A 20063-nucleotide genomic window follows, 5' to 3' on the forward strand; every position below is an offset into this window, starting at 1 on the left:
ATTTTCTCCTCTGATGCGTTCCTTCCTTGCCCTGGGCCTTTTGCTGTCCGCTGCCGGAGTACAAGCCCAAGCATTCAGCCCCGCTGAAATTGCCCGCTGGCAGCAGCAAGCCAAGCAGGTTACCATCACGCGCGACACCTGGGGCGTACCGCATGTGCAGGGCAAAACCGATGCTGATGCGGTATTCGGCTTGCTCTATGCGCAATGCGAAGATGATTTTGCGCGGGTAGAAACCAATTACCTTGATGCCATTGGCCGGTTGGCGGAGGTAGAGGGTGAATCAGCCATTTACCACGATTTGCGCGCCCGTCTGTTCATGGACAGCACCCAGGCCATCAGTATTTACAAGAAGAGTCCGGCCTGGATGAAGCAGTTGCTGAATGCCTTCGCCGACGGTACCAATTACTACCTCTACACTCACCCCACAGTTAAGCCAAAGCTGCTACGCCGCTTTCAGCCCTGGATGCCTTTGATGTTTAGTGAGGGTAGCATCGGGGGAAACATCAGTGTGGTGCCGCTGGAGCGGCTAAAGAACTTCTATGGCAACCGGAAGTCTACCTCCTGGGTACGGCCCGATTTTGAGAAGGCGGAGCGGGAGCCGGTAGGCTCCAATGGGTTTGCCGTGGCGCCGGCCAAAAGTGCCAGTGGCCACGCCCTGCTGCTTATTAATCCGCACACGTCGTTCTACTTCCGCCCCGAGGTGCAGGTAAGCAGTGAAGCAGGCTTGAACGCCTACGGAGCCGTGACGTGGGGACAATTCTTTGTGTATCAGGGCTTCAACCAGCACTGCGGCTGGATGCACACCTCCAGCTTCGCCGACTCCATGGATGAGTACCTGGAAACCATTGAGCTGAAAGACGGCAAGCCGTACTACCGCTACGGCAAGAAGCTGCGGCCTGTGCAGGTAGCTACTGTTTCCATTCCCTATCTGCAGGATGGCAAAATTGTGCGGCGGCAGTTCACTACCTACCGCACCCACCACGGACCGGTGGTAGGTCAGCAGGCCGACAACAAGTGGGTGACGGTGCGCATGATGGATACGCCGTTGCAGGCGCTGGAACAATCATACCTGCGCACGAAAGCGACTGATTATGCCAGCTTCCAGAAGGTAATGAAGCTCAACGGCAACGCCTCCAATAACACGGTATTTGCCGACAGCAAGGGCACTATTGCCTACTGGCACGGCAACTTCATGCCCCGCCGCGACCCGCAGTTCGACTGGAGCCAGCCCGTGGATGGCAGCAACCCCAAAACCGACTGGAAGGGCCTGCACAAAGTGGAGGATATTGTGCAGGTGATGAACCCGGCCAGCGGCTGGATTCAGAATTGCAACTCTACCCCTTTTACCGTTTCGGGTCCTAGCAGCCCCGATAAGAGCAAGTACCCCGCTTACATGGCCCCCGATGCGGAAAACTACCGCGGCATCAATGCAGTGCGCGTGCTTAGCCAGAAATCGGTGTTTACTCTGGATACACTGATTGCTGCCGCCAAAGACCCCTACCTCCCGGGTTTCGAGGAACTGCTGCCGGCCCTGGCTAAGGACTTTCAATTCATGACGGACAGCCCTAACCCGCCGGAAGGTGACGTGGTGGAAGCTATGAAGGTGCTGCAGGCCTGGGACAAGCGCTACAGCAAAACCTCGGTGGGGCAAACGCTGGCTACCTATTGGGGCGAGCGGCTGCTGCGCCTGGCGCGCCCGCGCGTACCGGCCGGCCAGGTTCTGGATTACATCAGCCTCGTCAAGTTTACCATTGCCCACACCACGCCTCAAGAGAAGGTAACGGCTCTGCAGGAAATTGTGGAGGAGCTAACCCGCGACTTTGGTACCTGGCGCATGCCCTGGGGCGAGGTAAACCGTTTTCAGCGCCTTACGGGCAATATCACGGAAACCTACGATGATCAGAAGCCCAGTTTGCCGGTAGCGTTTACCTCTTCGGCCTGGGGCTCCTTAGCGGCTTTCGGTTCGCGCACCTACCCCGGTACCAAGAAGCGGTACGGCAGCGTCGGGAATAGCTTTATTGCGGTGGTGGAGTTCGGTCCCCGTATCAAAGCCCGCTCCGTATTGGCCGGCGGCAACAACAACCAGCCTACCTCCCCCCACTTCACTGACCAAGCCGCATTGTATGCGGAGGAAAACTTCAAGGAAGTGTGGTTCTACCCCGAAGACGTGAAGCAGCACGCCGAGCGCACGTACTCACCCGGGCAGTAGTGGATCGAGCATATTAACTAATAAAAAGCCCTGACCATAAGGTCAGGGCTTTTTTGCTTGCTCTAGCCAAGTATTACTTATTTGATATTTCGATTGATCAACCGCAATCCAAGTCGAAATATCAGTTTCTTGTGGATACTCAGATGAAGCACGATAAGGATTTTCAGCAATTATATAGTGAAAATAAAGCTGTTCGCCCGGTTTCAGCAAGGGTATCTTGGTTATAAGACCGTTGGGAGTAACATCCGTTATTAACAGATCATAGTTACTTAGGAATGCTCTCAGCCGAGGCGGCATCCAGTCATTATTATTAGCCCGGGAAGCCATTGCATCCTCATCTTCCGTGCCTATATGAAGCTGCCTAGCTTCACCCTCAAACCCTACTGCTATCAGATTCTGGCCTGTTTCAACGGTACCCTGCATAGTGGTCGATTTTGCCTCTATACTACATACTAATTGCTCTTGGCTGGAATTGCATTTGGTAATATAAAATGCCCAGGCCATTGCAGTTTCAACATTATAGATATCGGGTAGCCATTTAGAAGGTGGATACATCCGATGAATAATAATGTCATGGCCTACCGTTTGTAAAGTAGCGGCATCTTGTTCGACGCGAAATAATTTGTTGTCTGTTTGTACTCTGAGTTCAAACAGCCCTAGTTGCGACCAATAAGCTTCGGTATATATACTAAGCTGATCTTCCTTCATAGCCTAGGACAGATTGTTGACAGAGCATGCACTTCACCGGCTTGATGTTGACTGCTACATCACCGGTATACATAGCCAATTTGCTAACCCTACTTGAAATACTTAGCATACTCGGCCGGCATGGCATCTAGGGGCTTGATGAGGATGTCCTTGTAGAACACCTCTGCGGCTTCGCTTTGCAGCTGAATTTTGCCGTGCGTCAGTGGCTGGCGCTGCCCGTTCACAGTGGCTCCAGAATTATTCACGGCCAGCACTACGTGCCCATTCACGATGTGTACACTCTGGCCGTTTACGTTGATGAGTTCTAGCTCATTCCACTGGCCGTTGGGCACTTCATAATTCGCGGAAGCCTGGCAGAAGCCGGGGCCACCGCGGCCCATAGTTACAGGGGCGGCCGTAGCGTTGTAGCGGAGCGTGTCCCGGGTTTTGTTGTAGGCAGCTCGTATGTCGGCGGTGGAGTTGGCGATGCACCAGAAGTCGCCCATGGCGTTACCCTTCTGGTATTCCGACACCTGAAACTCCTGGCTGAGCATCCAGCTGCGCCAGTAATCTACCCCGCACTCGCCCTGGCTGTTGTACAGGATGCCGCTGTCGAGGGGTTCATCGAGCCGGGGCGTCCATTTCTTCGTCCCCCATTTCACCTTTAGCTTGAGGGCGTAATTGCGGAAATCTTGCTTAGTGAAGACGCAACCGTATATCTCGCCACTAATGCGCAGCACCGGCTCGCCCCCCTGCATCACCACGGAAAATACGTTTGCCTCGTTTTTGCCGTAACCAATTGGCGCAAGCGGTTTGCCTTCGGCATCAGTGGGTTGCTGGCCCCGGTAGCCTACTTGGTGGCGGTAGCTCTGAAACGTCTGCCACTTACTCAGGTCTTTATCCAGCAGTGGCTCCCAGCCTTTGGGGGCTACCGAGGAGGTAGAAGCTAGCAGCAAGATGGCCCCGCAAACCAGGGTAGTAGATTTTCTCATCGGGCGAAACAGATAGTGGATGGATAATGCACCCAATCTACTGATTTCAAGCTATGATGCAGAAGCAGTCTGCGCTTACCCCAATTTATCTGCTTCTATTTTTTATGGGCTTCAGGCTAATAGCAGCTCCGCCCCCGGCGGCGAGCTTTAGCTTCAGCGTAGACTTACCTCGCTCAAGCGGGTGATGCTAGTGTACTTGTTAGAGTTATGGTGGCCGGTATCCAGAAGGCTTTGTGGTTGGCTGACAGGTTGAACTCGGTTTTCTCCTGCTGCACCACAAAATAGGCGAGACTAGGCTGCTACAGAAACTCGTAGCGGACGCCACTACCACGCGGCGAGTGCCAGCTGGCCTTGTAATAAATAATATGGCCGGCTGAGTTAGTACCGCCCTACCCCCTAACCAGAGCTGATACATTAGCTTGCCCGCGGTGCTGAGCTGGAAGCTAGGAGTGAGTTGGTTGCTAAGTGCGTGAACCGTTTGTGCTTGAGAAGAAAAGCTAATGAGGCCTGCAAATAGCAGGAATGGACCGGTATGGCCGCCACCGTTTTCCATGCCCGCTAGACCAGTAGTATCTCCTACTAGTTTCGCGCTACCGGATTTTATACACGTTGGCGTAGCTTAATTTCAACCATGCCCCTACCCCTAGTCAAAACTTCAGCCACTTGCCTTGCTCCGGAAACACCAGCTTCAGCTCAAGCTTGTTGGCTTCGGTGAGCTGTTTTTTAATAGCGGCTTCGTTGCCGGGTGAAGGTTTAAGGTGCGTAATAACTACAGGCAGCCCGCGCAAGAATTGTGAGCCGGCTAGCTGGCCCAGTACACCCATTTCCTGCATGAGCAGTGCTGGCGTAAGGTGGCCGAACAGCTGGGTTGTTGGCTGGGTATTGGGGTAGGAAACTTCTATGAAAATGGCCTTGAGCTGTCGGGCTTTAACCAACGGCTGCACGGCCTGCCACACGGCGCGCAAATTCTGGCTTTGCTCTACGGCATCGGCGCCGGTGTCGCCGAGGTAGAGCAAGTAGCTACTGCCGCTGCGCACCAGAAACGCCGCGCTTTGGTAGGGTTTACCGTGGCTAAGGGGGTAGGCCTGCACCTGTAGCTCCGTGTTTTCGATGGAGGTTTCCTGCTGGGGTTGCAGCTCGCGCAGCTGGTATTTTTTCAGGGCCGGTGGGTTGCCGCCGCTGCCGAAATTAGGCCAGGCTCGCCAGTTGAAATAGTCGTTCTGAATAGTAGTAAGGCAACTCTGAAAGCCATAAATGCTTTTCGGCGTGTCGTCGGGGGCGCCTAGCAGCAGCCCGGCTACGTGGTCGAGGTGGGCGTGGGAAATAAGGTAGGCCTTGATTTGGTTGCGGACCACCTCACTGGCTGGTGCAGAAAACACCTGATTGCTAATAGCTTTTTCGACCCCGCTGTACACGGTTCCGGCATCCAGACAGAGGTAAGAAGCAGAGCCGGCTGGGGCCACCAGGTAGGCCGAAAGGTTGCTTTCCTGCAGGCCACCCTTCACCCCCAAGGGTACTACGGTGAAGCTAGGCGCCTTTTGCCCTAAAACTGATCCGCTGAGCAGAACAGCCCAAGCAAGCGCCAGCAGATTAATTGAGAAACGCATCAGGCTACTTTTAGGCAACGGGTTGGTGAGTAGCACGTTTGCCCTTCCACACCTCCACCGTCATTTCAAACCGAATTTCTCCGCCCTGCATCCGGCCGGTATCCTGCCAGCCGCGCCGGCGGTAGAACTCTTCGGCGCGGGAGCCAGGGTCCGTTCTCAGCCAGACGGGTTCAGTAGTTTGGCCGAAGTACCAATCCAGCATCCGGTCATGCAGCTGCTTGCCGATGCCTTGCCCGGCAAACTCCGGCTGCACGAACAGGGCCCAGATGCTACGGCCCACCAAATCGGCAATGCCAAAGCCAACTACCTCGCCCGCTACCTCGCACACCCAGCATTTGCCGCGCTGCGAAAGGTACTCGGTGTAGTCCTGAACTGTAATGCGGCCGGGGTCAGATAAGCGGTTTTCCTGCACTGACAGGCGCACCCACGAGAGTTGCGGAATATCTGTCAGCTGCGCTTCACGAAATAGCATAGGCCAGAGTGGTGAGAGTCTTGACCTAACCTACCAGCGGTTAGGCCCGGCCCAAATTATCTATTTCCCCGGCAATCCGTTGAGGGAGCAGAGCGGCTTGGCCCATCGAGCCAAGCGTGCTACCCCTCCTATGTCACCAAACCCTTCTGGCTCCATCTTTCAGCGCGAAACGCTTTTGCAGCAGCTACAAGCCCAACCACTGTGGGATGTGGTGGTGATTGGGGGCGGAGCTACGGGGCTCGGTGTGGCCCTGGATGCTATCAGCCGTGGCTATAAAACCCTGCTGCTGGAGCAGGCAGATTATGCTAAAGGCACCAGCAGCCGCAGCACTAAGCTTGTGCACGGCGGCGTGCGCTACCTGGCCCAGGGCGACGTAGCGCTGGTGCGGGAAGCTTTGTATGAGCGGGGCCTGCTGCTGCAAAATGCGGCCCACCTCGTAAAAAACCTCGATTTTGTTATTCCGAACTATACCTGGTGGGGCGGGCCGTTTTATACCATTGGGCTGAAGCTGTACGATCTGCTGGCAGGCAAGCTGAGCCTGGGCACTAGCAAACTGCTAAGCAAAGCAGAAACTCTGCGGCGCCTACCCGCCATCAGGCCCGAAGGTTTGCGCGGCGGGGTACTCTACCACGATGGTCAGTTCGATGACGCGCGCCTGGCCATTAATTTGGCCCAAACGGTCCTTGAGCACGGAGGCACCGCCCTTAACTACGTGCAGGTGCATGGGCTGCTGAAAGATGGTTCTGACAAGATTACGGGGGTAGCCGCCACCGACCTGGAAACCGGCGCTACCTACCAAGTGCAGGCCAAGGCCGTAGTGAATGCCACCGGTGTGTTTGTGGATGACATTTTGCAGCTAGATGAGCCCGGCGCACCCAAGCTGGTGCGGCCCAGCCAGGGCATCCACCTCGTACTCGATGCCTCTTTCCTGCCTGGGCCTAACGCCCTCATGATTCCGAAGACCGAGGACGGGCGGGTGCTGTTTGCCGTGCCCTGGCTAGGCCGCGTGGTAGTAGGCACTACAGATACGCCTCTGAACACAACCCACCTCGAACCCCAGGCTCTGGACGAGGAAATCGAATTCATTCTGCGCACAGCCGCCGCCTACCTCACCCGAGCGCCCAAACGCTCGGATGTGCTGAGCCTTTTTGCCGGCTTACGGCCACTGGCGGCGCCCCAAAGCGGCTCCGCCTCCACCAAGGAAATTTCGCGCAGCCATAAAATCCTGGTTTCCCGAACGGGCCTGCTTACCATTACCGGCGGCAAATGGACTACCTACCGTCGCATGGGGCAGGATGTGATAGACAAGGTAATTGGCCTGGGCTTGCTACCCCCTGCCCCAAGCCAAACCGCTCATCTGCCCATCCATGGTGCTAGCCTACCCCCTGGTTCCCGTGGCAACCATCTTTCAGCCTATGGCTCCGACTTACCAGCCCTGCAGGAGCTTATTACCCAACACCCGGAGCTTGGCGAGCCCCTGGATGAGGCGCTGGAATTTCTGCGGGCGGAAGTGGTGTGGGCCGCCCGCTCCGAAATGGCGCGCACCGTAGAAGACGTGCTGGCCCGCCGGGTGCGGGTGCTTTTTCTGGATGCGCGAGCAGCCATCCGGATAGCCCCGCAGGTAGCCGCTCTGCTGGCCCAGGAACTCGGCCGGAACGAGCAGTGGCAACAGCAGCAGGTAGAAGCCTTTACTGCCCTGGCCCGGCACTATCTGCCCAAGCAGCTCACGGGCTAAGCAAACTGGTAGGGGTAGCCAATTTCCTGCAGATCGGTTTCCAGCTGGGCCCAGTCATCTAGCGGATCGATAAGTTCTTTTACCAGTTCCTTGGTCAGGGGCTCGTGCTGATAAATATGGGCTACGGTCCCGGCGTCTATCGGGTCCCGGTCAGTTTCGTCGATGTAGTATTCATTGGCCCACTCGGCGTAGGTTTCGGGGTTGCCATCGAAGATGAACAGCAACTCTTCCGAGCCATCGTCCTCATCGGGCAGGATACCGGTTTGCCAGCCGTGGGCCGGCGTGTACCAGAGGCAGAACGTGGTACCGATGGAGCTGACCGGCTCGCCGAATATAAACTCATCAAACACTTCGGGCAGACCGCGCGTTACCTGGGCTTTCTCGGGTTGGTCGTAGCCATCGAGGTAGCCATTAATGCAGCAGCCTTCCTCCCGGAACAATACCATCAGTTGGTCACCTTCCCCGTCGTTCATTTCAAATAACGCCTCGCCCAGGTCCCAGTTAGGGTCGAAGGTGTAGTAGCGGTATTCCAGGTCCTGAGAGTTAATGGCATCGAGTACGGCCAACGACTGGCAGAGGCGGCGCAGGCCCGCCATATCGGGTAGGGCGGTGTAGTTTTGAGTGGAAAGCATAGCGGAGGTGATGAGGAGTAGGCTTAATACGTCTTGGTCATGTCCTGGGGTACTACCAGCACGAAATCCGCCTTCTGCTGATTTTCTTTCTCCAGCTTGCTGAGTTGCTCCTGCGAAACTGTGCTAATGGTCAGCACCTTCAGCTTGGGGTTTTGTTGGCGCAGGTAAGCCAGAATACCGTCGTGATTATCGGAGTGGTAGGCCCCGTTGAGGTGGAGCAGCAGGTGGCCTTCGGGACGAGCCTGGTTGAGGAAGTGGGCCATGGTAGCGTCCTTGAGGGCCTGGGCCTGAATGATATTCTGCACGCCGGCAGCATGGGCGGCGTCGCCCCCGAACATCTTCGCCATGTTTTTGTAGCCGGGCAGCTCGTAATCTACCGTCATTGGCAGAGGAACCATCCAGGCCTTCTCCGAAGCTGGCAGCTCATTAAGCGCCGCGAGGCTGCCTTTTGCTACTTGCGAGGCGTAGCGGCGCGGCACGTTGGTACCCACCACCCGAAACTTCTGTTGCTTCGCTAGCTGCAGCAGGGGCTTGTAATCGGTGGCGTAGTTGGGCCAGGGGCGGCTTTGCTCCTCGAACTCTTTATCCGACAGCTCGCCGGTGGTGTACTGGTCCACCAGGGGCTGCACGTCGCGCTCAAACATTTCCAGGCCCAGCACCAGTTGGCCCTGCCGCAGGCGCAATAGGTCCTTGGTTACCTGTAGCTCCAGCCAGTGCGCCATGGGGTCGTTGTGCTGCTCCCCGAAAAAAACGACATCGGCGGTGGCCAGCTCCTTGAGCATCTTATCGTAGTCGGCGGCTTTGCCTGCGGCTGTAAACAGCCGGTAGGCGGGTTTGTCATCGGCCCGCAGGGACAGGGAGGTTAGCAGGAAAAACAGGGGTAGGAGCAGGAATTTTCTGGTCATAGGAAAGCAGCGCCGCGGGGAAAAGCCGGAGTGCAAGGTAGCAGAAAGCCCCGGCAGCTGCTTTTCAACAGCTACCGGGGCCTGCTATGTTCAACTAAAAGCTATTGCCTGTGTTGGCCTAGCCTTTATAGAACATCCACTTCGAGAGCTCCCCGTAGGTTACTTTCTTGCCGTACATCAGAATGCCCACGCGGTAAATGCGGGCCGCTACCCAGATGGCAGCCACAAACCCCAGCACCAGAAACAACATGGAAAGGCCAAGCTGCCACATGGGCACTCCACCAAAGGGCAAGCGCATCATCATGGCAATGGGCGAGGTAAAGGGAATCATCGACATCCAGAAGGCCACCGTACCATTGGGGTTAGTCGTCAGGACTGCCTGCGACACAACAAAGGTTAGCACCAGCGGCATGGTCACGGGTAGCATAAACTGTTGGGTGTCGGTTTCGCTGTCTACGGCAGAACCAATGGCTCCGAAGAGCGCGCCGTAGAACAAGTAGCCGCCCAGGAAGTAAAACAGAAAGCAACCCACGATAAGCGGCACATTCAGGTCAGCCTGTTGTAGCGCTTGCACAATCTTGTTGCCTTCTTCCTTCTTTTCTTTCGCTTGCGCAGTGCTAGTGCCGGTGGCAGCGTTTACCCGCTCTACGCGGCTCTGCACCATTTTATCGGGGCTAAAGGAGCCAGCCATTGCCGAACTGATGCCCACAGAGAGCAGCACCCACAGCGCCAGTTGAGTAAAGCCTACCGCAGCAATACCTAGCACCTTGCCCATCATCAGCTGGAATGGTTTTACTGAGGAAATAACCACTTCTACAATGCGGTTGGTTTTCTCTTCCATCACGCCCCGCATAATCTGGATGCCATAGATGAAAATGAACATGTAAATCAGAAAGCCGCACATGTAGGCTACTCCCGTGCTGACGCCGGTGCTGGAACTCCGCTCCCCATCTTCGCTCAGACTTACCGTTTGCAGGTCTACGTTGGCCTTCATATTGTCGAGCACCGAACGCTCGATTCCGGCCTGGCTGAGGCGCTTGGTTTCTACGGCATTATCAACGGCGCGCTTAATATCACGCTCCAACGACATGCCCAGGCCTTTCCGCGAGAACACCTGAATGCCGGTAGGGTTGGCCAAATCTAGCTTCGGCACATACAATAGGGCATCGTATTTACTCTTCTGAAATTCAGTTTTGGCGGTGGGCAAATCGGCTGCTACGCGCGTAAAGTGGATGTCGCCTTTATCGTCGGGGAGCTTATCGGCGAACATGCCGCCAGCATCAGCCACTGCTACCACCTTGTCACTATCCGAGAGCGTAGCAATGAGCACAGGTACCGCAAACAGAGCCACCGTAAGCAGCGGCCCAATCAACGACATAATGATGAAGCTTTTCTTGCGTACCCGCGTGAGGTATTCGCGCTGAAATATGAGTATGATTTTATCCATGACGGGGTTTGGGAATTAGATAGTAACTTCTTCTACCAGGCTTTCTGGCATGGTTTCGCGCACCCGGCGAATAAAGATGTCGTTGATGCTCGGAATCAACTCCCGGAAGGCGTGCACTTCCACGTTACCAATGAGGTAGCGCAGCAGGTCGTTGGAGGTAGTGCCCGCGTGCAGCTTGATAATGTCATAGAAGTGGCCGTTTTCACGTTCGCGGTGCTCCAGCACTTCGAAATCGGGGTGCAGAATCATGGGCCGCCCCTTGCCTTCCACCACGTAGGTTTGGGTTTTGAAGGTATCCTTGATGTCGCGCACGGAACCATCCAACACTTTCCGGCTGCGGTTGATGAGGGCAATACTGTCGCAGAGCTCCTCCACCGACTCCATGCGGTGGGTACTGAAGATGATGGTAGCGCCGTTGTCGCGCAGCTTCAGAATTTCGTCCTTGATAAGGTTGGCATTAATCGGGTCGAAGCCAGAGAAAGGCTCATCTAGGATAATAATGCTGGGTTCGTGCAGCACGGTAGCAACAAACTGCACCTTCTGCTGCATGCCCTTCGAGAGGTCCTCCACGTTCTTCTCAGCCCACGCCCGGATGTCTAGGCGCTCCAGCCAATTTTTGATGCGCTGGGTTGCATCGGTCCGGGAAAGCCCCTTCAGGCGAGCTAAATAAAGCAGTTGCTCCCCTACCTTCATTTTCTTGTACAGTCCCCGCTCCTCAGGCAGGTAGCCGATTTCGGAAATGTGTTTGGGCTGTAGCTTCTCGCCTCGCACCCGGATTTCGCCGGAGTCAGCGCCCGTTATCTGGGTGATGATGCGGATCAGCGAAGTTTTTCCGGCGCCATTGGGCCCCAGCAGCCCGAAAATGCTGCCTTCCGGAATATCAAGACTAACGCCATTTAGAGCAACGTGCGCGGCGTAGGCCTTGTGCACGTCAATGGCTTGAAGAATAGGTTGCGCGGCCATTAGATAGTAGGGTTTGATCTACAGCGAATGTAGAATTTTGGCTATGTACTATAGAATCTATTTCAACGAACGGGCTGCTTTAGGCCTCTAACTCCCGCATGGCTGCTTCCAGTTGGTCGAGGTGCCGACCGTAGCGGCGCTGGTGCTCCAGTTTGCCAATTGCATATCCCGCATAAATAAGCGCCAGCACGGTTACCACCCCCAGGCCTACTATAGCCCAGTGCCAGCCCCAGTTGGGTCCCGAAGAGCTTACGTACTCCAGCAACTCGGCCTGCCGAACTACCAGCACTGTAAGCGCTACCAGTATCAGGGTCACTACCCCCACGTAGTCGTGCAACCGCATCAGGTGCCGAAATCGGGAAATCCGGCTTTTCAGGGACTGGTACAAGTTATCATGCTGCTGTTCCATTTCCCGCAACACGCGCAGCCGTTGATAGACTATCCCCCCTACTACTGCCAGCATTACCATCAACATCACCACAAACCACTGCAGACTAGCAGAGTTGCGGGCAAAAAAGAAGGCGTTGAAGCCGTTTAGCCCAAAGGCCATTACTACCCAACTCAGCTCCCGAGAAGCATTTTTTTTCAATCGGAGCAACGGATTTGCGGAAGAAGAAGAGGTAAGCATAGCATGTAGTTTTTGTTCGGTTAAGGCAGTTTGGGCTAGCTCAACTGGCTGCTGCTGCCAGCTGCGGCGAAAATCATCGAGTTCCATCAGGCGGGTTGGGTGAGCAGGTGGCGAAGCTTGTCTTGCACGCGGTGCATTTTCACACGCACGTTGTTTTGGGTGATTCCCAGGATATCGGCCATTTCCTCATAAGTGCGCTCTTCCAGATACAGCAGCACAAAGGCCTTTTCCACATCAGAGAGCCGCTCAATGGCGCGGTAGAGTTGGGCTAAGTCGTCGGCATCGGGGCCGGCCTCCGGGGCCATGGCCACATCCTGCAGAGCGGCGTCAAACCGTTCCGGCAGTGGCTTGCGCGTCCGCTGGCGCAAATCGGAAATAGCCACGTTCAGGGCCACCCGGTACAGCCAGGTGCTGAGCTTGGCCGAGGCCCGCGCCTGGTAAGTTGGCCACGCCCGCCACAGCTGCAGCACAATGTCCTGGTACAAGTCCTGCTGGTCGTCGGCATCGGCGCAGTACATGCGCACCACACGTTGCAGCAAGGGCTGATACTGCTGAAGCAAGTGCAAGAAATCCGGCGTGAGAGCAACGGCAGACATACGGTGGGGAAGTTTGCCGGATTTATCGTGGAACCCTTCTCCGCATTACAGCCGCGCCCAACTTTTTTCACCTACCCCGGTCCGGCACCAGAGGCAGCTGGCTGGTTGACGCCCGCGCTGCCTGCATAAAAAGTCCAACATGCCCCCTACCCCTCGCCGCTCGCTAAACCCTGGCAGCAAGCGTCAGCCCAAAGCCAACCAGTCGGAAGGTTGGGCCGCCGGACCGGAAAGGCGACTTAAAAACAAAAAGCCTACCTCCCCAAACCATGGGAAAGTAGGCTCTAAGCATTGTCACGGCAAGCCGTGCAAACCAATAAACCGGTCTGAATCTGGGGTTACTGGAAGTACTCCTTCACTTTCTCGAAGAAGCCTTTTTCATTCTTGCCAGGGTTGGGCGTGAAGTTGCGGGCGTCGCGCAGCTTTTCCAGCAACTCGCGCTCCTCATTGGTCACGTTCTTCGGCGTCCAGACATTCAGATGAATCAGCTGGTCGCCGCGGCCGTACCCGTTGATGTCCTTAATGCCCTTGCCTCGCAGGCGCAGAATCTTGCCGGGCTGGGTACCGGGGTCCACCTTGATTTTTACTTTGCCCTCAATGGTTGGCACCTCAATGCTAGCGCCCAAGGCGGCATCCACGAACGAGATGTACTGCTCGAACATGATGTTGTTGCCGTCGCGCTTGAGCACTTCGTGCGGCTCTTCCTCAATCTGAATGAGCAAGTCGCCGGGTACGCCGCCACGTTCCGGGAAGTTGCCTTTGCCGTTCATGCTCAGCTGCATGCCTTCGGCAACGCCGGCCGGAATGTTAATCGGAATAACCTCTTCGTGCAGTTGGCGGCCTTCGCCGTGGCATACGTCGCACTTGCTGGTTACTACCTTGCCTTCGCCTTCGCAGGTAGGGCAGGTAGAGGCACTCACCATCTGACCGAGCATGGTTTGCACCACGCGCTTCACCTGGCCCTGGCCGTTGCAAGTGCCGCAGGTTTTCAGGTCGGTGCCGTTTTTAGCGCCAGTGCCCGAGCAGGTGTTGCACGCTACGTAGCGCTTCACCTTGATTTTCTTCTCGACGCCGTTGGCTACTTCTTCCAGATCAAGCTTGAGCTTGATGCGCAGGTTAGAACCCTTGCGTACGCGCCGGCCACCCTGCTGGCCGCGGCCGCCACCTCCGAAGAAGCCTTCGAAGCCGCCACCACCAAAGATGTCGCCGAACTGGGAGAAGATGTCTTCCATGTTCGGGCCACCGCCATTACCGCCTACCCCCTGGTGACCATACCGGTCGTAGCGGGCACGCTTCTGTTCGTCGCTGAGTACCTCGTAGGCTTCAGCGGCCTCCTTGAATTTGTCTTCGGCGGTTGGGTCGTCGGGGTTTTTATCGGGGTGATATTTGATGGCCACCTTGCGGTAGGCCTTCTTTATCTCGTCGCCCGAAGCGTTTTTGGCTACGCCCAACACCTCGTAATAGTCTCGCTTCGTTGCCATGATTAGCAGTGAGTAGTATGTATTGCGTACTGAGGTTGGTAGCAGGTAGGGCAAAGCCTCAGCTTCCCGCTACCTGCTACCTATGTCTCAATACTATTGGCCCAGTACCACCTTGGCGTGGCGGATTACCTTGTCGCCGAGGTAGTAGCCTTTCTCTACCTCATCTACAATTTTGCCCTTCAGGTCTTCCGACGGAGCCGGAATCTGGGTGATGGCCTCGTGCAGATCAGGATCAAATGAACCACCCTTTGCTTCCATGGGGGCAAGGCCCTTCTGGTTCAGGGTTTTCTGGAGCTTATTGTAAATAATATCGATGCTTTCGCGCACGGCGCCAGCATCTTCCGTGTCCTTGGTATGGTGGCGGGCTCGGTCGAAATCATCCAACACGGGCAGCAGAGCCACCATTAGTTCCTGGTTGGCGGTCTTGAACAGGTCGGCGCGCTCCTTAGTAGTGCGGCGCTTATAGTTTTCAAACTCAGCAGCCAGGCGCAGGTATTTATCCTTCAGATCGGCCAATTCGGCATCAGCTTTGGAGCCTTGCCCAGATGTAGCTTCCGCACCTTCTACCTCTCCAATTTCGGGGGCATTGGGCTCTTCGGGCAGTTGGCCAGCGGCATGATCAGCCGTAGCGCCGGTCTGGTCGAATTGAGTTTCGTCGGATTGTGGAGTTTTATCGTCAGCCATTTTCGCTTGAAATCGTCGGAATGGGTTGAATCGGGAAGACATAGAGGCTAGGCGGGGCGCAAGGAACTTGCCAAAGCTTAATTAGCTGTCATTGTGGCACAGAAACCTTCGTCGGCTAGCAGTTAGTTCAGCCGGAGTGGCGTATTCCAGATAGCTCGACGGTAGCCAGGGGTTTGCGGTGTGACAGGGGGTAGGAAGTTCTGCCCCTTACTCCTGCGCATGCAGGGCCTGCCAGATCATATCCTTCAAGGGTTGGATGTTCTTGTTGGTCAGGCTGGAAATGAAAATGGTGGGCAGGTCGGTAGGTAGCGTGGTCCGGATTTCAGCCTCCAGCTCTTCATCCAACATGTCAGACTTAGTGATGGCCAGCAGGCGCTTCTTGTCCAATAGCTCGGGGTTGAACTGCTCCAGCTCACTCAACAACACCTGGTATTCAGCGTTGATGTCGGGCGAGTCGCAGCTAATCATGAACAGCAGAATGGAGTTGCGCTCTACGTGACGCAGGAAACGGTGGCCCAGGCCCCTACCCTCTGCCGCCCCCTCGATGATGCCGGGAATGTCGGCCATCACAAACGACTTGTAGTCGCGGTAGGCTACTACCCCCAGGTTGGGCGTCAGGGTCGTAAATGCGTAGTCGGCAATCTTGGGCTTGGCGGCCGACACAACGGAGAGCAACGTGCTTTTGCCTGCATTCGGGAAACCCACTAGCCCTACGTCGGCCAGCAGTTTGAGCTCCAGAATTACCCATTCATCAATACCGGGCTCGCCGGGCTGGGCGTAGCTAGGCGCCTGGTTGGTGGCCGACTTGAAGTGGTCGTTGCCGAGGCCACCGCGGCCGCCAGGCGTGAGAATAAGGCGTTGGCCATGCTCGGTAATTTCCAGCTTCTTCTCGCCGGTTTCCGCGTCGCGGGCAATGGTACCGAGGGGTACCTGCACAATAATGTCTTCGCCCTGGGCACCGGTACGCAGGTTTTCGCCGCCATTTTCGCCGGGCTTGGCAATCAGGTGCTTCTGGTACTGCAGGTGTAGCAGCGTCCAGAGCTGGGAGTTGCCTTCCAGAATAATATGACCGCCACGGCCGCCGTCGCCGCCATCGGGGCCACCGTTGGGCAGGCCCTTGGCCCGGAAGAAGTGGTGCGACCCCGCCCCACCCCGGCCCGAGCGGCAGTTGATTTTGACGTAGTCGATGAAGTTATTAGAAGCCATGGCTTTTTACTTGGGAGGTAAGAATGCGGAGGGGAGAACGGGTAATGGCTCGCACCTCCGGCTCTTCCTTTGAAATGGTCTGAAAACAACTGTCATCCTGAGCGCAGCGAAGGACCCCTACCTAACTCGTTGGAGGAAAGCAGTAGAGGTCCTTCGCTGCGCTCAGGATGACAGATAGTTCTGCCGCTACGAAAGCCGTAGCAGCTGCAAAGTTACGCTTTTACTTCGTCGGTAGCTTGGCGGCTGCCTTCGGTAGTAGCAGGCTGGTGCTCATCCAGGATGCCGCAGATCTGACCGAAGATATCTTCAATAGCGCCGATGCCGTTTAGGGCATGGAATTTCTGCTGACCAGCATAATAGCCGGCTACCTGAGCGGTTTCGGTGTTGTATACCGTTACGCGCTTGCGAATTTTTTCTTCGTTCTGGTCGTCGGGGCGGCCCGAGGTTTTGCCGCGCTCGAGCAGGCGCTTCACCAACTCTTCCTCATCTACTTCCAGGGCTACCATGCACGAAACGCCGGTATCATGCTGAGCCAGCAGCTGGTCCAGGCTTTCGGCCTGAGGTACGGTGCGCGGGAAGCCGTCGAAGATGAAGCCAGCGGCTTGCTTGTTGGCTTTCAGGGCACTGTCAATCATGCCGATTACTACCTCGTCGGGAACGAGCAAGCCTTCGTCCATGAGCTTTTTAGCGCGCAGGCCCAGCTCGGTTCCCTGGGTAATCTGGGCGCGAAGTAGGTCGCCGGTGGAGAGGTGAACCAGATTATAGCGGGCAATGAGCTTCTGGCTTTGCGTTCCTTTGCCGGCACCGGGCGGGCCGAAGAGCACGAGATTCAGCATGAGAGCGGGGAGTTACGCGAGGAAGAGAAAAACGGGGTGGATTGAGCAATATAAGCAACTGGCAGGAAAGCCTCTACGGATGCCAGCGAATTTTAGCTAGCATACTCGACAGTAATTTCCCTACACGGCTTTGTACACATCGGGGTAGTTGCGACCTAGCCCATCGTAGTCGAGGCCGTAGCCCACAATAAAGTCATTCGGGATGCTGAGGCCCACGTAGCGGATAGACAGCTCATGCTGCAGGCACTCGGGCTTCAGGAAAAGGGTAGCAACTTCCAGGGAATCGGGCTGCTTTTCCGCCAGCGTGTTGAGGAGCATCCGCATAGTATGGCCGGTGTCCACAATGTCTTCCAGAATGATGACCGGACGGCCCTGCAGCTCCTCTGTGAGGCCCAACAGCTCTTTCACTTCGCCGGTGCTGCTGGTGCCTTGGTAGGAGGCTACCTTCACAAAGCTTACCTCGCAGTCAAGCGCGATGTGCTTCATCAGGTCAGCAACGAACATAAACGAGCCGTTAAGCACCGCCACGAACAGAGGCGTCTGGCCGGCATAGTCCTGGTTGATGCGGGCGGCTACGGCCTGCACCGCATCAGAGAGTTGGGCAGCCGACAGATAAGGTTCGAACTGCTTGTTATGCAGCGAAATATGGTCCGGGGTCATCCGTTTGGGGTTGGGCCGTAGGTGAGCGGGCGGGCAAAGGTAGTAGAAAAAAGCCGCCCTCCTGGCGAAGGAAGGCGGCCTGACTAGTTGAGCTTACTGAATTAGCGGTTAAAAACAGACGGCTGAGTTACCTGTGCTACTGTGTGGTGCTGCTCAATCCTGGCTTCGCCGATTTTCTTACCTGATTCCAGAGTCAGGGCCCGCTCAGGGGCAGCAATGTGGGGGGCAATAACCAGAGACACAATGCTCATGAGCTTAATGAGAATGTTCATGCTCGGGCCGGAGGTGTCTTTAAAGGGGTCCCCTACCGTGTCGCCGGTTACGGAAGCTTTGTGGGCATCAGAGCCTTTGTACTCCATTTTCCCGTCAATCATCACCCCTTTCTCAAACGACTTCTTGGCGTTGTCCCAGGCACCACCGGCGTTGCTCTGGAACATGGCCATCAATACCCCGGATACCGTGACGCCAGCCAGCGTGCCGCCTAGTACTTCGGGCCCAAAGGCAAACCCTACAATAACTGGCACCACTAGCGCAATGGCACCCGGCAGCATCATTTCCCGGATAGCCGCCTGGGTGGAAATAGCCACGCACTTCTCGTACTCCGGGCGGCCGGTGCCTTCCATGATACCGGGAATCTCACGGAACTGGCGGCGTACTTCCTGCACCATGCTCATGGCCGCGCGCCCCACCGCCGAAATAGCCAGGGCCGAGAAGATAAACGGAATCATAGCCCCCACGAACAGCCCGCCCAGCACCCGCGCGTCGCTGATATCAATGGCCGAAATGTTGGCCGTACCCATGAAGGCGGCAAACAAGGCCAGCGAGGTAAGGGCGGCGGAGGCAATAGCGAAGCCCTTGCCGGTTGCGGCGGTGGTGTTGCCTACGGCGTCCAGGATGTCGGTCCTTTCGCGTACTTCCTTGGGTAGCTCACTCATTTCAGCAATGCCACCGGCATTGTCGGCAATAGGGCCGAAAGCATCAATGGCGAGCTGCATGGCCGTGGTAGCCATCATGCCGGCAGCCGCAATGGCCACGCCGTAGAGGCCAGCACACTCATAGCTGAGCACAATGCCCGCGGCCAGCACAATAATGGGCAGCACAGTGCTTTCCATTCCCACAGCCAGCCCCCCAATAACGGTAGTGGCGTGACCCGTGCTGCTCTGGCGTACAATGCTAAGCACCGGCCGCTTACCCATGGCCGTGTAGTACTCCGTGATAATACTCATCAGCGTGCCCACCACCAGCCCAACTACCACGGCGTAAAACACGTCCATGGCATCGAAGGTAGTGCCCCGAATTGTGAGGTCTTCGGCGGGTAGTATCCACTGAATGATGAAGTAGGAAGCCACCGCTGATACCAGTACCGACACGTAATTGCCTAAGTTGAGGGCACCCTGCACATTGCCGCCTTCCTTCACGCGCACCATCAAGATGCCTACCAAGGAGGCGACAATACCCATTCCGGCAATAACCATGGGTAGCAAAATGGGTGAAAGCCCTTGAAACTGGTCGCCGCGCGCTACTACTTCCCGGCCCAGCACCATGGTAGCCAAAATAGTCGCCACATAAGAGCCAAACAGGTCGGCGCCCATGCCGGCTACGTCGCCCACATTGTCGCCTACGTTGTCGGCAATGGTGGCAGGGTTGCGCGGGTCGTCCTCGGGAATCCCAGCTTCCACCTTGCCCACGAGGTCTGCGCCTACGTCGGCGGCTTTGGTGTAAATACCGCCCCCTACCCTCGCAAACAGCGCAATACTCTCAGCTCCCAGCGAAAAGCCGGTTAGCACTTCCAAGGCCGTTTCCATCTCAATGCCGTTGGCCGTGCCGCCTCTGCTCACCACAAACATCTGGTAGAAGACGATGAAGAGTGCACCTAGCCCCAGCACCGCCAGTCCGGCTACCCCCATCCCCATCACCGAACCTCCCGAAAAGGATACGCTCAGGGCTTGGCTCAGGCTCGTGCGGGCGGCCTGAGCCGTGCGCACGTTAGCTTTGGTGGCAATCTTCATCCCAATGAAGCCTGCCAGCGCCGAAAACACGGCTCCAATGATAAACGCTACCACAATGATCGGGCTCGACTTTTCGCCGGTGCTACCCAGATAGAACAGGAAAGCCGAAGCAATGAGCCCAAAAAGTATCATCACCCGATACTCGGCTTTCAGGAAGGCAATGGCCCCATCAGCAATGTAGCCGGCAATGGTTTGCATCCGCTCATCGCCCGCATCCTGCCTACCCACCCAACCCGAGCGAAACCATGTGTACAGCAAAGCCAGCACCCCCAGGGCCGGCACTACGTAGAGAATATTCATCATAAACGGTGGGAATA

Annotated in this window: 18 protein-coding genes; 2 read left to right on the forward strand and 16 right to left on the reverse strand. The window is 56.3% G+C overall.

Annotated elements, in window-relative coordinates:
- The first annotated feature begins 13 nt into the window (after positions 1-13).
- Positions 14-2209 (forward strand): penicillin acylase family protein, encoded by a 2196-nt coding sequence (locus DNI29_RS12015; protein ID WP_110978359.1) that lies wholly within the window; start codon positions 14-16, stop codon positions 2207-2209.
- A 42-nt stretch (positions 2210-2251) separates the two neighbouring features.
- On the opposite strand, the gene DNI29_RS12020 is transcribed toward DNI29_RS12015, so the two are convergent.
- The 4 genes from DNI29_RS12020 to DNI29_RS12035 form a co-directional block, all read right to left on the reverse strand.
- The gene (locus DNI29_RS12020) at positions 2252-2917 is read right to left on the reverse strand and encodes a hypothetical protein (RefSeq protein WP_110978360.1); all 666 of its coding nucleotides are present in this window, start codon (positions 2915-2917) and stop codon (positions 2252-2254) included.
- 89 nt (positions 2918-3006) lie between these two features.
- Positions 3007-3888: a 3-keto-disaccharide hydrolase gene (locus DNI29_RS12025; protein WP_110978361.1), complete on the reverse strand. Its 882-nt coding sequence runs from the start codon at positions 3886-3888 to the stop codon at positions 3007-3009.
- 647 nt (positions 3889-4535) lie between these two features.
- Positions 4536-5495, reverse strand: coding sequence for an MBL fold metallo-hydrolase (locus DNI29_RS12030; protein ID WP_110978362.1), 960 nt, complete (start codon positions 5493-5495; stop codon positions 4536-4538).
- A 10-nt stretch (positions 5496-5505) separates the two neighbouring features.
- Positions 5506-5967: a GNAT family N-acetyltransferase gene (locus DNI29_RS12035; protein ID WP_110978363.1), complete on the reverse strand. Its 462-nt coding sequence runs from the start codon at positions 5965-5967 to the stop codon at positions 5506-5508.
- Between the two features lie 130 nt (positions 5968-6097).
- Between DNI29_RS12035 and DNI29_RS12040 the strand changes: the two genes are divergently transcribed.
- Positions 6098-7702 carry a glycerol-3-phosphate dehydrogenase/oxidase gene (locus DNI29_RS12040; protein WP_110978364.1) on the forward strand — a complete coding sequence of 535 codons (1605 nt, stop codon included), beginning with the start codon at positions 6098-6100 and terminating at the stop codon, positions 7700-7702.
- Here the strand turns inward: DNI29_RS12040 and DNI29_RS12045 are convergent.
- From DNI29_RS12045 to DNI29_RS12100, 12 genes are all read right to left on the reverse strand, one after another.
- Entirely contained in the window at positions 7699-8334 is a 636-nt protein-coding gene (locus DNI29_RS12045; protein ID WP_110978365.1) for a hypothetical protein, read from the reverse strand. The two genes, DNI29_RS12040 and DNI29_RS12045, sit on opposite strands and share 4 nt — an antisense overlap.
- Before the next feature lie 23 nt (positions 8335-8357).
- Positions 8358-9239: a ChaN family lipoprotein gene (locus DNI29_RS12050; RefSeq protein WP_110978366.1), complete on the reverse strand. Its 882-nt coding sequence runs from the start codon at positions 9237-9239 to the stop codon at positions 8358-8360.
- A 118-nt stretch (positions 9240-9357) separates the two neighbouring features.
- A complete protein-coding gene (locus DNI29_RS12055) occupies positions 9358-10686 on the reverse strand; it encodes an ABC transporter permease (RefSeq protein ID WP_110978367.1) in 1329 nt (442 codons plus the stop codon).
- Positions 10687-10701: 15 nt separating this feature from the next.
- Complete coding sequence (locus DNI29_RS12060) at positions 10702-11649, reverse strand: ABC transporter ATP-binding protein (RefSeq protein WP_110978368.1); 948 nt, start codon at positions 11647-11649, stop codon at positions 10702-10704.
- Positions 11650-11728: 79 nt separating this feature from the next.
- Positions 11729-12277 carry a hypothetical protein gene (locus tag DNI29_RS12065; protein WP_162303593.1) on the reverse strand — a complete coding sequence of 183 codons (549 nt, stop codon included), beginning with the start codon at positions 12275-12277 and terminating at the stop codon, positions 11729-11731.
- An 86-nt stretch (positions 12278-12363) separates the two neighbouring features.
- The gene (locus DNI29_RS12070) at positions 12364-12873 is read right to left on the reverse strand and encodes an RNA polymerase sigma factor (protein ID WP_110978370.1); all 510 of its coding nucleotides are present in this window, start codon (positions 12871-12873) and stop codon (positions 12364-12366) included.
- Between the two features lie 335 nt (positions 12874-13208).
- Complete coding sequence (gene dnaJ / locus DNI29_RS12075) at positions 13209-14351, reverse strand: molecular chaperone DnaJ (protein WP_110978371.1); 1143 nt, start codon at positions 14349-14351, stop codon at positions 13209-13211.
- Positions 14352-14444: 93 nt separating this feature from the next.
- On the reverse strand, positions 14445-15035 hold the full coding sequence (locus DNI29_RS12080) for a nucleotide exchange factor GrpE (protein WP_110978372.1): 591 nt from the start codon (positions 15033-15035) through the stop codon (positions 14445-14447).
- A gap of 207 nt (positions 15036-15242) precedes the next feature.
- Entirely contained in the window at positions 15243-16241 is a 999-nt protein-coding gene (obgE, locus tag DNI29_RS12085) for a GTPase ObgE (RefSeq protein WP_110978373.1), read from the reverse strand.
- A 212-nt stretch (positions 16242-16453) separates the two neighbouring features.
- Positions 16454-17077 carry an adenylate kinase gene (locus tag DNI29_RS12090; RefSeq protein WP_110978374.1) on the reverse strand — a complete coding sequence of 208 codons (624 nt, stop codon included), beginning with the start codon at positions 17075-17077 and terminating at the stop codon, positions 16454-16456.
- A gap of 120 nt (positions 17078-17197) precedes the next feature.
- Positions 17198-17737, reverse strand: a complete 540-nt coding sequence (gene hpt, locus DNI29_RS12095; RefSeq protein ID WP_110978375.1) for a hypoxanthine phosphoribosyltransferase — start codon at positions 17735-17737, stop codon at positions 17198-17200.
- Positions 17738-17838: 101 nt separating this feature from the next.
- Positions 17839-20049 carry a sodium-translocating pyrophosphatase gene (locus tag DNI29_RS12100; RefSeq protein WP_110978376.1) on the reverse strand — a complete coding sequence of 737 codons (2211 nt, stop codon included), beginning with the start codon at positions 20047-20049 and terminating at the stop codon, positions 17839-17841.
- Between the last annotated feature and the right edge of the window lie 14 nt (positions 20050-20063).

The organism is Hymenobacter sediminis, assembly GCF_003231285.1.
GTDB lineage: Bacteria > Bacteroidota > Bacteroidia > Cytophagales > Hymenobacteraceae > Hymenobacter > Hymenobacter sediminis.